Genomic DNA, 13,068 nt, shown 5'->3' with positions numbered 1-13,068 from the left:
AACAGATTTTTGAAAGACAAATCGTATATTGAATTAGATTTTCAGTGTAAACATAGCGTATTGAAGGACGGACAAAGAACCGAACAAGCAGACAGCCAGCCAGCCAGCCAGCCAGCCAGCCAGCCAGCCAGCCAGCCAGCCAGCCAGCCAGCCAGCCAGCCAGCCAATTATACACCAAATTAACCAGAAAAAGACAAGAAATCTTTTTTAATCAAACGCTTGCTTTTGATGAAATTGACCGGCTTTTTGACGCAAAAGCATTCTCAAAATTCTCCCGCCACACCGCAGACGGCAAACAACCCGTTGGCGAAATCAAACGCCGTTCAGACGGTACGCCAGCCGAAAATCTTATTATCAAAGGCAATAATCTGATTGCCCTGCATTCGCTTGCCAAACAGTTTAAAGGCAAAGTGAAGCTGATTTATATTGACCCGCCTTATTATTTTGTTAAAAAGAAACCACAAGATAGTTTTGGTTATAACACTAACTTTAAATTATCTACTTGGCTTACATTTATGAAAAATCGTTTATTAATTGCCAAAGAATTATTAACTGATGACGGGATTATTGTTATTTCTATTGATGATGATGGAAATGCTTATCTAAAAATTTTGTTAGATGAAATTTTTGGATTTGAAAATTTTATCGGAAATCTGCCTACTATTATGAATTTAAAAGGTAATAATGATGAATATGCTTTTGCTGGCACTCACGAATACACACTAGTCTTTGCTAAAAATAAAGATAAATCTACTTTTTATGAATTTCCAATAGATGAAGATAATTTTTTAGAGAAATGGGAAGAAGATGAAATTGGGTTTTATAAAAAAGGAGCTCCAATGCGAGCAACAGGAACCGAAGATAAAAGAGAAGATAGACCTGAAATGTTCTATCCTTTTTTGGTAAAAAATAACACAGTTAGTACAATTACAGATGAAGAATTTTCTCAAATCTATAATAAAGATTTAGAAGTATTCAATGATGATTTTATTCAAAAGCTAAAAGAGAAATACGAAAATCTTGGATACAATTTTATTTTACCTATTGCTGATAAACAATGGGGGCGTTGGCGTTGGGGGTATTCAATAAAGAATAAGGCAAGGCTGCAGACGGATATTATTGTTAGCCAATCTAAAAATGGAATTTCCTTGTATAAAAAACAAAGACCTGAATTAGATGATTTACCTACAAAAAAACCTAAAACTATTTTTTATAAACCTGAATACAGTAGTGGTAATGGAACTGAACAGATGAAAAATCTTTTTGGTGAAAAGGCATTTAAAAATCCTAAACCAGAAGAACTTATCCAAGATTTTATTACCATCACAACCAACGAAAACGACATCGTTCTAGACTACCACTTGGGCAGTGGCACAACCGCCGCCGTCGCCCATAAAATGAACCGCCAATACATCGGCATTGAACAAATGGATTATATTGAAACGCTTGCCGTTGAACGCATGAAAAAAGTAATTGACGGCGAGCAAGGCGGTATCTCAAAAGCTGTGAATTGGCAAGGTGGTGGCGAGTTTGTTTATGCCGAACTTTCCCCATTTAACGAAACCGCAAAACAACAAATTTTGGCGTGCGAAAATTCAGACGGCATCAAAACGCTGTTTGAAGGTTTATGCGAACGCCATTTCTTGAAATACAACGTCAGCGTAAATGAATTTAGCCAAATTATTGAAGAGCCTGAATTTCAATCCTTGGCATTAGACGAACAAAAACAAATGATGCTTGAAATGTTGGATTTAAATCAAATGTATATTTCATTATCCGAAATGGACGATGAACAATTTGCAGGCTGCCTGAATGATGATGATAAAGCGTTAAGCCGTGCGTTCTATCAATCAGTAAAACATCAAGCGGAGAAAAAAGATGGCGAATAATAAAACGTTGTTTGATTGGGTGGAAGACCGCAAATCAATGCTGGAAGAAATGGAACAGACGGATTTTTTCGCGCTGCCTGAATTTGTTTCCAATAATTTAAAATATCCGTTTTTTGAATGGCAAAAATCGGCTTTAGAAAATTTTGTGATTTTTGACCGCACTTCAAAATTAAAGGATTTCCCCGACATCAAAAACCGCCCTACCCATTTGCTGTTCAATATGGCAACAGGTGCAGGCAAAACGATGATGATAGCGGCATTGATTCTGTATTATTTTGAGAAAGGGTATCGGCATTTTTTATTTTTCGTCAATAAAAACAATATAGTATATAAAACGGAAAATAATTTTATCGACCCGACGCATCCAAAATTTTTATTTACCGAGAAAATTTTGCAAGGTGATACGGTAATTCCCATTCGCAAAGTGGAGACATTTAGCCAATATTCAGACGGCATTGAAATTAAATTTACCAGCATTCAAAAACTATATAACGATATTCACACCGAGCGAGAAAATCAAACCACATTGGCGGATTTGCACGAATTAAATCTTGTGATTCTGGGCGATGAAGCACACCATTTAAACGCGCAAACCAAAGGCAAAAAACAAGGCGAATTAGATTTAGAAAAGGAAATGAACGAGCGTACCAGCGATGCCGAAATTGAACGCAAAGGCTGGGAGCATATGGTTGCTGCCGCCACCGTATCGGAAAAGCAGTTGATTGGTCGCGGCGTGCGTTATTTTCCATTTGCGTTTGAAGGTAAACAGCCGAATAAACGCAAATTTGACAACGATATGCAACATGAATTGCGTATCTTGGAAGAATTGTTTTATTACACGCACGATGAGCAATCCCGCTATATTACAGAACTGAAAAACGAGTTACGAAAAGACGGTTATTTGCCTGAAAAAGACGATGATAAGGTATTGGCAACATTTAAGCTCAAATCTGAATTTGCAGATAATAAGGATTTTAGAGAGTTGTTAATTTGGGCGAATAAAAAAATCCCCAACCCAAACGCCAAAAGCAATAATGCAGACAGCCTGCAAGCCAATCCGCAAACGCTTTCATTCCAAGTTCACGGTAATCAACTGTTGCAGGAAACGCAATTTACAGCCGATGAAAATGATGAAACAGCCCGACAAATCGGCACACAAAATAATTTTACTCAAACCATAAAAATGAGTGAAATGGAGCGGCATATTTTCAATAAAGCATTACATATCAAAGGGAAAAATAGTCAATCTTTATTCCATTTTGACCGCCTGCAAAGCAAACTCGACATTCAAAATCGCAATGAATTGCAAAATAAATTGTTGAAAGACTGGCAGATTGAATTTTTGGGATTAGAGCAAGATAAACAGGTTCGCCCGGATGATAAACTTGCAGGCTGCCTGAAAATCTTGGAAATGGTTGAAAAACATCTGAATGAAAGTGATATACCGTTTATCGGTACAAAAGAATTTACACCTAAAAAATTGTGGGAAATTTTCGGCACGCCAAAACAAAAATGGGTCAAAAAAGATGATATAAAAACTGCTATTGCCACGCAAAATGATTGGTATGTGATGGATAATTTTGCCGGAACGGGTTTGGAAGAAGCGTTAATTCAATTTATTTCAGCGCGCTTGGGCGATTTGAAATCTCAATATGACGTTCATTTAATCCGCAATGAAGAAGTGTTTAAATTGAATAACTTTGCCGATGGCGAAGGATTTATGCCGGACTTTGTTTTATTGCTGAAAGATAAACAAAAATCTTCTTCCGACAGCGTGGACGACTTTTTGCATTACCAAATTTTCATTGAACCGAAAGGCGGGCATTTAGTGGAAAATGATTCGTGGAAAGAAGCTTTTTTAAAATCAATCACAGTGGAATATGGGAGGGATAAGATCCTGCAAAAAAATACACCGCATTATCGTTTGATCGGTTTGCCGTTTTTTACTGATCATCAGAAAAATGGACAATTTACAGAGTTATTCCCTTTAGGTGCGGCATCGCTTGAAAAATAGAGTAGTGCATTGCAGGCAGCCCCGTTCGGCAAAACTTCCTTTACAAAAGGGCGTTTTGTCAGATATTTAATCAACACATTATTAAAATACAACCAAATTTTAATGCCGTCCGAACCATGTATTCAGACGGCATCGTATTTTTCAGTATCTAAACCGTTTCCCTGCCCCAATCCTTACTCCTCAAAATCGAGGCATCGACATCTTGAATATCGCGGTGTCCCGTAAACGCCATCGACACATCCATTTCCTTGTACAAAATCTCCAGCGCGCGCGTTACGCCTTCTTCGCCATACGCACCCAAACCATACAGGAACGCCCGACCTATCATCGTGCCTTTCGCACCCAAAGCCCACGCCTTCAAAATATCCTGACCGCTGCGGATACCGCTGTCCATCCAAACTTCGATGTCGCTGCCGACTGCGGAAACAATATCGGGCAAGGCCTTGATGGCGGACACAGTATCGTCGAGCTGGCGGCCGCCGTGGTTGGAAACGACCAATGCATCCGCACCGCTTTTCGCCGCCTTTTCCGCGTCTTCGGGTTCCATAATGCCTTTGATAATCAGCTTGCCGCCCCACAAATCTTTAATCCGCGCCACGTCGTCCCAGCTTAAGCGCGGGTCGAACTGTTCCGCCGTCCACGAAGAAAGTGAAGACAAATCGCCGACGTTTTTGGCGTGTCCGACGATATTGCGGAACGTGCGGCGTTCCGTGTTCAGCATTTTCATGCACCATTCGGGCTTGGTCGCCAGATTGATTAAATTGGCGATGGTCGGTTTCGGCGGCGCGGACAGGCCGTTTTTGATGTCTTTGTGGCGTTGACCCAAAACCTGCAAATCGGCAGTCAATACCAATGCCGAACATTTGGCATCTTTCGCACGCTTAATCAGGTTTTCCATAAATTCGCGGTCGCGCATCACATAAAGCTGAAACCAAAACGGCGCGCTGGTGTTCTCGGCAACGTCTTCAATCGAGCAGATGGACATGGTGGACAACGTAAACGGAATACCGAACTTCTCCGCCGCACGCGCCGCCAAAATTTCGCCGTCTGCGTGTGCCATGCCGGTAAAACCCGTCGGCGCAATCGCCACCGGCATTTTCACATCCCCCCCGATCATTTTGGTTTCGAGGCTGCGTCCCTCCATATTGACCAATACCTTTTGTCGGAAGCGGATATCTTTGAAATCCGAAGTATTCTCCCTATAAGTCGTTTCCGTCCACGAACCCGAATCGATGTAATCGTAAAACATACGCGGCATTTTGCGCTTGGCAACGCGGCGCAAGTCTTCGATGCAGGTCATTTTGCTCAAATCACGTTTCATCTTGTTTTTCCCTGTTTAACAGCCTGATGGAATATGCCGTCTGAAACTGCTTGAGCCTTCAAACGGCATTTCGGGCAATACCCAAATAAATCACTAAGATTTAGATAATCTATATCAATATTAAAAATAAATCAAATCGTTTTGAAACCGCTTGCCGGCAAAACGCCCCAACCGCCGCTCCTCAAAAAACATAACTAACTGATTCAAAAAACCAAACAAATAAAGCAAAATCAGACTATACCGCCATTTAAACAAACAATCGGCAACAGCTCCCCCATACTTGACTGAAACACTCAGATATTGGACAATTCCGCCCACTATAAAAAAGCCGACACGGGCAACCACCACCATGAGACTGACCACCAAAGGGCGTTTCGCCGTTACCGCTATGCTGGATTTGGCGATGAACGCGCAAACCGGCGCCGTCAAACTCAGTGCCATCAGCGAACGCCAAAATATATCCCTCTCCTATCTCGAGCAATTGTTCGGCAAACTCCGCCGCGCCGGACTGGTTGAAAGCCTGCGCGGGCCCGGCGGCGGCTACATCCTCGCCGCCCCTCCCGCACAAATCAACATCGCCCAAATCATTTCCGCCGCCGAAGACCGGCTGGACGCGACCCAATGCGGCAGCAAAGCCAACTGCCACCACGGCGCGCCCTGCCTGACGCACGACCTTTGGGAGAATTTAAACAAAACCATCAACGACTATCTCGGCAGCGTTACCCTGCAAAGCATCATCGAACAGAAAAACAACGGCGACGGCAGCCGCGTCGTCCAATTTACACACATCCATTAAATAACACCCGAAAAAGAAAGAGCAAACCATGACCGTCAAAACCCCCGTTTACCTCGACTACGCCGCCACCACACCCGTTGACAAACGCGTTGCCGAAAAAATGATTCCCTATCTGACTGAAACCTTCGGCAACCCCGCCTCCAACAGCCACGCATTCGGCTGGACGGCAGAAGAAGCCGTCGAAAAAGCCCGCGCCGACATCGCCGCCCTGATTAACGCCGACCCCAAAGAAATCGTCTTCACCAGCGGCGCGACCGAGTCCGACAACCTCGCCATCAAAGGTGCGGCAAACTTCTACAAAACCAAAGGCAAACACCTCATCACCGTCAAAACCGAACACAAAGCCGTGCTCGACACGATGCGCGAACTCGAACGCCAAGGCTTTGAAGTTACCTACCTCGGCGTGCAGGAAAACGGTTTGATTGATTTGGAAGAACTCAAAGCCGCCATCCGCGACGACACCATCCTGATTTCCATAATGTGGGTGAACAACGAAATCGGCGTGGTGCAAAACATTCCCGCCATCGGCGAAATCTGCCGCGAACGCAAAATCGCCTTCCACGTCGATGCCGCCCAAGCCTGCGGCAAAGTGCCTGTCGATGTCGAAGCCGCCAAAATCGACTTGCTCTCGATGTCCGCGCACAAAGTGTACGGCCCCAAAGGCATCGGCGCGCTGTACGTCCGCCGCAAACCGCGCGTCCGCCTCGAAGCCCAAATGCACGGTGGCGGTCACGAGCGCGGTTTCCGTTCCGGCACATTGCCGACCCATCAAATCGTCGGCATGGGCGAGGCCTTCCGCATCGCCAAAGAAGAATTGGCACAAGACACAGCGCACTACCTGAAACTGCGCGACATCTTCCTCAAAGGCATCGAAGGCATCGAAGAAGTCTATATCAACGGCGACCTCGAACACCGCGCCCCGAACAACCTGAACGTCAGCTTCAACTTCGTCGAAGGCGAAAGCCTGATTATGGCGGTGAAAGAACTCGCCGTATCCAGCGGATCCGCCTGCACCTCCGCCTCGCTCGAACCCAGCTACGTCCTGCGCGCGCTTGGCCGCAACGACGAACTGGCGCACTCATCCCTGCGCATCACCTTCGGCCGCATGACCACCGAAGAAGAAGTGCAATTCGCGGCAGAACTGATCAAATCCAAAATCGGCAAACTGCGCGAACTGTCGCCGCTGTGGGAAATGTTCAAAGACGGTATTGATCTGAACTCGATCGAATGGGCGGCGCATTAAGATTGATGTCAAACAAAGGCTGTCTGAGAAAGAATACCATGAAAGTTAAAATTATTAATTTGCCAAATGGTTATAAACGTATTATTTATGGAAAATATTTTGAACAATTTGACTTAGATTATGAACAAGATTTAGACGTATTAAAAAAAGATATTGAATTTGCTTTATCTGTTATTGAATACAATCGATCTATATTCAAAAAATTCTCTTCCTTATTTGAGAATAAAATCATTTTTGTTTATCAAGGAGGACATCATCTTGATATTATTGATCGTGATAAAGGAAGTTTGAAATAGTTAACTATTGAAGATCATTGGACAAAAGATGTTGATGATATCACTGGTTCATGGAAAATGGAGAATTTAGAAATTAGCCGACAAACTCAATATGCAATGCAACTTCTAAAGATTGGTAAAACAAATATTGAGAAAGAAATAAGAAAAATTAAACAAAGGTTCTAAAAAAATGAGTAAATACGGTGGTGAAGACGTAATCTATATGAATGATGGTGTATTTAGAAATAAATTAGCCATTCAAGATCCACTTAAATTTAAAAAAGGTCGAAAGAGACATTTCTGCTATTTCCGCCCAAAATCTGCTTTTGCAACCCATTACAGGCAATTTCGATTTGGCGCATTTACAGACCATTCATCGCGAACTGTTTGGCAATGTTTATGATTGGGCAGGAAAAATCCGGAGGGTTGATATTTCTAAAGGTAATACCCGATTTGCCAATTTTGCTTTTATCGAAAACGAAAGCCGTAAACTTTTGGAGAAGCTGAAAAACGAAAACTATTTGCGGGTGTTGGATAAAGATAAATTCGCCGAGCGTGCAGCCTATTATTTGGACGAGTTGAACGTCCTACATCCTTTTCGTGAAGGAAACGGCAGAACATTGCGCCTGTTTATGACACAATTGGCAATAAAAAACGGTTTTCAGATACATTGGCAAAATATCTCTGCCGAACAAATGATTCAAGCCTGTATTCAGGCATACCATGCCGATAGCAGCTTATTGGCACGCCTAATTATTAGACAATTTAGAACAATCGTCTTTTTCAGACGACTAAAACATCAACAAACCACGATATTTTAAGGAAACCACATCATGGCATACAGCGATAAAGTAATCGACCACTACGAAAATCCCCGCAACGTCGGCACTTTCGACAAAAACGACGAGTCCGTCGGCACCGGCATGGTCGGCGCGCCGGCCTGCGGCGACGTGATGCGCCTGCAAATCAAAGTGAACGATGAAGGCATCATCGAAGATGCGAAATTCAAAACCTACGGCTGCGGTTCCGCCATCGCTTCGTCCAGCCTGATTACCGAGTGGGTCAAAGGCAAAAGTCTGGATGACGCGCTGGCAATCAAAAACAGCGAAATCGCCGAAGAACTGGAATTGCCGCCGGTAAAAATCCACTGCTCCATCTTGGCTGAAGATGCGGTAAAAGCGGCCGTTGCCGACTACCGCAAACGTCAGGAAAACAGATAAAGCCCTTCAGACGGCATCGTCCCACAATGCCGTCCGAACCACCCGCCGCTTCGGATCCGTCCGGGGCGGTACAACAAGGAAGAAATATGATTACCCTTACCGAGAATGCCGCAAAACACATCAATGACTATCTCGCCAAACGCGGCAAAGGCTTGGGCGTACGCTTGGGTGTAAAAACCAGCGGCTGCTCGGGGATGGCGTACAACCTTGAATTTGTCGATGAAGCCAACGGCGACGACCTGATTTTCGAAGGACACGGCGCGCGCATTTATATCGACCCGAAAAGCTTGGTTTATCTGGACGGCACACAAGTCGATTACACCAAAGAAGATTTGCAGGAAGGTTTCAAATTTGAAAACCCCAATGTCAAAGACTCCTGCGGCTGCGGCGAGAGCTTCCACGTTTAAGGCATAAAAACGGCGGGACAGTATCAAAACCGTCCCGCCGTTTTTTCGCTTCCTGCCTGTTATAGCTGCCTTTGCCTTTCCTTTTCCGTTCCACCTTGTGCCGGAACAAATCGGATTTTACTAAGGCTTTTAAAGCATTGTCGCGTATTTTGCCTTTATTGTGCTGCGCTTTGCCGCCCATATTCAGTCCTTTCGTTTAAGAAGCCGCAGATTATAAGGCAAAAACAGTTTTCTGCCAAAATCTTACATTTATCATCCTACTATGTCCCAATATTTCACCCTCTTCCGGATTGAACCCGCTTTCGATATCGGCACCGAAAACTTGGAACAAACCTACCGCGCCTTGGCCGCCCGTTTCCATCCCGACAAATTCGCTTCCGCTTCCGCTTTCGAGCAGAAACAGGCGGTTATGATGTCTTCCACCATCAACGATGCCTACCGCACCTTGAAAAATCCCATCGACCGCGCCGCGTACCTGCTGAAAACATCGGGTATCGATGCCGATGCGCCGGAACATACCTCTTTCGCCCCCGACTTCCTCATGCAGCAAATGGAATGGCGCGAAACGCTGATGGAGGCACGGGCAGGCAACAACCTTGAATCCTTGAAAAATCTCGATAACGAAATCCGCGCCGAACAAGAAAAACTGTTCTGCGGTCTGAAACAGTCATTCGCGCGCCAAGACTGCGACACCGCCGCACAACAAGTCCGCCAAGGCAGGTTTCTCGACAAACTCCGCCACGAAATTTCCTCCGCATTATAATCCGCACCGTGTTTCAGACGGCATAACCGCGGCACCGTTTCATGTCGAAATATGCTAAAATAAGCAACAATTTTTTGCCATACGAAACATTGAAACCATGACCGACGCAACCATCCGCCACGACCACAAATTCGCCCTCGAAACCCTGCCCGTCAGCCTTGAAGACGAAATGCGCAAAAGCTATCTCGACTACGCCATGAGCGTCATTGTCGGGCGCGCGCTGCCGGACGTTCGCGACGGCCTAAAGCCGGTGCACCGGCGCGTACTGTACGCGATGCACGAGCTGAAAAATAACTGGAATGCCGCCTACAAAAAATCGGCGCGCATCGTCGGCGACGTCATCGGTAAATACCACCCCCACGGCGATTCCGCAGTTTACGACACCATCGTCCGTATGGCGCAAAATTTCGCTATGCGTTATGTGCTGATAGACGGACAGGGCAACTTCGGATCGGTGGACGGGCTTGCCGCCGCAGCCATGCGCTATACCGAAATCCGCATGGCGAAAATCTCACATGAAATGCTGGCAGACATTGAGGAAGAAACCGTTAATTTCGGCCCGAACTACGACGGTAGCGAACACGAGCCGCTTGTACTGCCGACCCGTTTCCCCACACTGCTCGTCAACGGCTCGTCCGGTATCGCCGTCGGTATGGCGACCAACATCCCGCCGCACAACCTCACCGACACCATCAACGCCTGTCTGCGTCTTTTGGACGAACCCAAAACCGAAATCGACGAACTGATCGACATTATCCAAGCCCCCGACTTCCCGACCGGGGCAACCATCTACGGCTTGGGCGGCGTGCGCGAAGGCTATAAAACAGGCCGCGGCCGCGTCGTTATACGCGGTAAGACCCATATCGAACCCATAGGCAAAAACGGCGAACGCGAAGCCATCGTTATCGACGAAATCCCCTATCAGGTCAACAAAGCCAAGTTGGTCGAGAAAATCGGCGATTTGGTTCGGGAAAAAACGCTGGAAGGCATTTCCGAGCTCCGCGACGAATCCGACAAATCCGGGATGCGCGTCGTTATCGAGCTGAAACGCAACGAAAATGCCGAAGTCGTCTTAAACCAACTCTACAAACTGACTCCGCTGCAAGACAGTTTCGGCATCAATATGGTTGTTTTGGTCGACGGACAACCGCGCCTGTTAAACCTGAAACAGATTCTCTCCGAATTCCTGCGCCACCGCCGCGAAGTCGTTACCCGACGTACGCTTTTCCGGCTGAAGAAGGCACGCCATGAAGGGCATATCGCCGAAGGCAAAGCCGTCGCACTGTCCAATATCGATGAAATCATCAAGCTCATCAAAGAATCGCCCAACGCGGCCGAGGCCAAAGAAAAACTGCTTGCGCGCCCTTGGCGCAGCAGCCTCGTTGAAGAAATGCTGACGCGTTCCGGTCTGGATTTGGAAATGATGCGTCCGGAAGGATTGGCTGCAAACATTGGTCTGAAAAAACAAGGTTATTACCTGAGCGAGATTCAGGCAGATGCTATTTTACGCATGAGCCTGCGAAACCTGACCGGCCTCGATCAGAAAGAAATTATCGAAAGCTACAAAAACCTGATGGGTAAAATCATCGACTTTGTGGATATCCTCTCCAAACCCGAACGCATTACCCAAATCATCCGTGACGAACTGGAAGAAATCAAAACCAACTATGGCGACGAACGCCGCAGCGAAATCAACCCGTTCGGCGGCGACATTGCCGATGAAGACCTGATTCCGCAACGCGAAATGGTCGTGACCCTGACCCACGGCGGCTATATAAAAACCCAGCCGACCACCGACTATCAGGCTCAGCGTCGCGGCGGGCGCGGCAAACAGGCGGCTGCCACCAAAGACGAAGACTTTATCGAAACCCTGTTTGTTGCCAACACGCATGACTATTTGATGTGTTTTACCAACCTCGGCAAGTGCCACTGGATTAAGGTTTACAAACTGCCCGAAGGCGGACGCAACAGCCGCGGCCGTCCGATTAACAACGTCATCCAGCTGGAAGAAGGCGAAAAAGTCAGCGCGATTCTGGCAGTACGCGAGTTTCCCGAAGACCAATACGTCTTCTTCGCCACCGCGCAGGGAATGGTGAAAAAAGTCCAACTTTCCGCCTTTAAAAACGTCCGCGCCCAAGGCATTAAAGCCATCGCACTCAAAGAAGGCGACTACCTCGTCGGCGCTGCGCAAACAGGCGGTGCGGACGACATTATGTTGTTCTCCAACTTGGGCAAAGCCATCCGCTTCAACGAATACTGGGAAAAATCCGGCAACGACGAAGCGGAAGATGCCGACATCGAAACCGAGATTTCAGACGACCTCGAAGACGAAACCGCCGACAACGAAAACACCCTGCCAAGCGGCAAAAACGGCGTGCGTCCGTCCGGTCGCGGCAGCGGCGGTTTGCGCGGTATGCGCCTGCCTGCCGACGGCAAAATCGTCAGCCTGATTACCTTCGCCCCTGAAACCGAAGAAAGCGGTTTGCAAGTTTTAACCGCCACCGCCAACGGATACGGAAAACGCACCCCGATTGCCGATTACAGCCGCAAAAACAAAGGCGGGCAAGGCAGTATTGCCATTAACACCGGCGAGCGCAACGGCGATTTGGTCGCCGCAACCTTGGTCGGCGAAACCGACGATTTGATGCTGATTACCAGCGGCGGCGTGCTTATCCGTACCAAAGTCGAACAAATCCGCGAAACCGGCCGCGCCGCAGCAGGCGTGAAACTGATTAACTTGGACGAAGGCGAAACCTTGGTATCGCTGGAACGTGTTGCCGAAGACGAATCCGAACTCTCCGGCGCTTCTGTAATTTCCAATGTAACCGAACCGGAAGCCGAGAACTGAAAATCATCTCCCGATGCCGTCTGAAGATTCAGACGGCATTTATTTTTCCCTCATCCGTCATCCAGCTTCTCACAATATAGCGGATTAACAAAAATCAGGATAAGGCGACGAAGCCGCAGACAGTACAAATATAGTGGATTAAATTTAAACTAGTACAGCGTTGCCTCGCCTTGCCGTACTATAGTCAATTAAAAACAAGGGGCTGTACTAGATTATCCCTAAATTCCACACCGATCCCGCAGGATTTTTAGCTGCCGGGACGGTGTGCCGAAGTTAAGTCGAAATTCGCATT

13 protein-coding genes and 1 pseudogene are annotated in these 13,068 nt (G+C 46.5%); 10 read left to right on the top strand and 4 right to left on the bottom strand.

The window, feature by feature from the left end; genetic code table 11:
- Positions 1-59 precede the first annotated feature (59 nt).
- Both DFR77_RS11435 and DFR77_RS11430 read left to right on the top strand, forming a co-directional pair.
- Positions 60-1,889, top strand: coding sequence for a DNA methyltransferase (locus tag DFR77_RS11435; protein WP_113852140.1), 1,830 nt, complete (start codon positions 60-62; stop codon positions 1,887-1,889).
- Positions 1,879-3,903, top strand: a complete 2,025-nt coding sequence (locus DFR77_RS11430) for a DEAD/DEAH box helicase family protein (RefSeq protein ID WP_003697168.1) — start codon at positions 1,879-1,881, stop codon at positions 3,901-3,903. Before DFR77_RS11435 ends, DFR77_RS11430 begins: the two co-directional genes overlap by 11 nt.
- Positions 3,904-4,051: 148 nt before the next feature.
- Here DFR77_RS11430 and DFR77_RS11425 read toward each other — a convergent pair whose 3' ends face one another.
- Both DFR77_RS11425 and DFR77_RS11420 read right to left on the bottom strand, forming a co-directional pair.
- Positions 4,052-5,224, bottom strand: a complete 1,173-nt coding sequence (locus tag DFR77_RS11425; RefSeq protein WP_003688876.1) for an alpha-hydroxy acid oxidase — start codon at positions 5,222-5,224, stop codon at positions 4,052-4,054.
- Positions 5,225-5,344: 120 nt separating this feature from the next.
- Positions 5,345-5,587: a hypothetical protein gene (locus tag DFR77_RS11420; protein ID WP_225577432.1), complete on the bottom strand. Its 243-nt coding sequence runs from the start codon at positions 5,585-5,587 to the stop codon at positions 5,345-5,347.
- On the opposite strand from DFR77_RS11420, the gene iscR reads away from it, so the two are divergent.
- The 6 genes from iscR to iscA all read left to right on the top strand — a co-directional run bounded on the left by iscR (position 5,574) and on the right by iscA (position 9,165).
- Entirely contained in the window at positions 5,574-6,020 is a 447-nt protein-coding gene (iscR, locus tag DFR77_RS11415) for a Fe-S cluster assembly transcriptional regulator IscR (RefSeq protein ID WP_003688879.1), read from the top strand. The two genes, DFR77_RS11420 and iscR, sit on opposite strands and share 14 nt — an antisense overlap.
- A gap of 28 nt (positions 6,021-6,048) precedes the next feature.
- Complete coding sequence (locus DFR77_RS11410) at positions 6,049-7,263, top strand: IscS subfamily cysteine desulfurase (protein ID WP_003688882.1); 1,215 nt, start codon at positions 6,049-6,051, stop codon at positions 7,261-7,263.
- Positions 7,248-7,559, top strand: coding sequence for a hypothetical protein (locus tag DFR77_RS11405; protein ID WP_003688887.1), 312 nt, complete (start codon positions 7,248-7,250; stop codon positions 7,557-7,559). The genes DFR77_RS11410 and DFR77_RS11405 overlap by 16 nt, the downstream gene beginning before the upstream one ends.
- Positions 7,560-7,864: 305 nt before the next feature.
- Entirely contained in the window at positions 7,865-8,359 is a 495-nt protein-coding gene (locus DFR77_RS11400; RefSeq protein ID WP_003688888.1) for a Fic/DOC family protein, read from the top strand.
- A 12-nt stretch (positions 8,360-8,371) separates the two neighbouring features.
- The gene (gene iscU, locus DFR77_RS11395; RefSeq protein WP_002213175.1) at positions 8,372-8,758 is read left to right on the top strand and encodes a Fe-S cluster assembly scaffold IscU; all 387 of its coding nucleotides are present in this window, start codon (positions 8,372-8,374) and stop codon (positions 8,756-8,758) included.
- Between the two features lie 86 nt (positions 8,759-8,844).
- Positions 8,845-9,165: an iron-sulfur cluster assembly protein IscA gene (gene iscA, locus DFR77_RS11390; RefSeq protein ID WP_010951096.1), complete on the top strand. Its 321-nt coding sequence runs from the start codon at positions 8,845-8,847 to the stop codon at positions 9,163-9,165.
- Here the strand turns inward: iscA and DFR77_RS11385 are convergent.
- Positions 9,125-9,346, bottom strand: a complete 222-nt coding sequence (locus DFR77_RS11385) for an alternative ribosome-rescue factor A (protein ID WP_003688893.1) — start codon at positions 9,344-9,346, stop codon at positions 9,125-9,127. The genes iscA and DFR77_RS11385 overlap by 41 nt on opposite strands.
- 81 nt (positions 9,347-9,427) lie before the next feature.
- Between DFR77_RS11385 and hscB the strand changes: the two genes are divergently transcribed.
- Positions 9,428-9,928: a Fe-S protein assembly co-chaperone HscB gene (gene hscB, locus DFR77_RS11380; RefSeq protein WP_003688894.1), complete on the top strand. Its 501-nt coding sequence runs from the start codon at positions 9,428-9,430 to the stop codon at positions 9,926-9,928.
- Between the two features lie 97 nt (positions 9,929-10,025).
- Entirely contained in the window at positions 10,026-12,776 is a 2,751-nt protein-coding gene (gene gyrA, locus DFR77_RS11375; RefSeq protein WP_003692988.1) for a DNA gyrase subunit A, read from the top strand.
- Between the two features lie 218 nt (positions 12,777-12,994).
- Here the strand turns inward: gyrA and DFR77_RS11370 are convergent.
- A pseudogene (locus tag DFR77_RS11370) lies at positions 12,995-13,068 on the bottom strand (IS1595 family transposase); the annotation flags it as partial.

The organism is Neisseria gonorrhoeae (assembly GCF_003315235.1).
In the GTDB taxonomy this organism is placed as follows: Bacteria; Pseudomonadota; Gammaproteobacteria; order Burkholderiales; family Neisseriaceae; genus Neisseria; species Neisseria gonorrhoeae.
The sequence above is the reverse complement of the archived record's forward strand: the minus strand, read 5'-3'. Positions and strand labels throughout refer to the sequence as shown.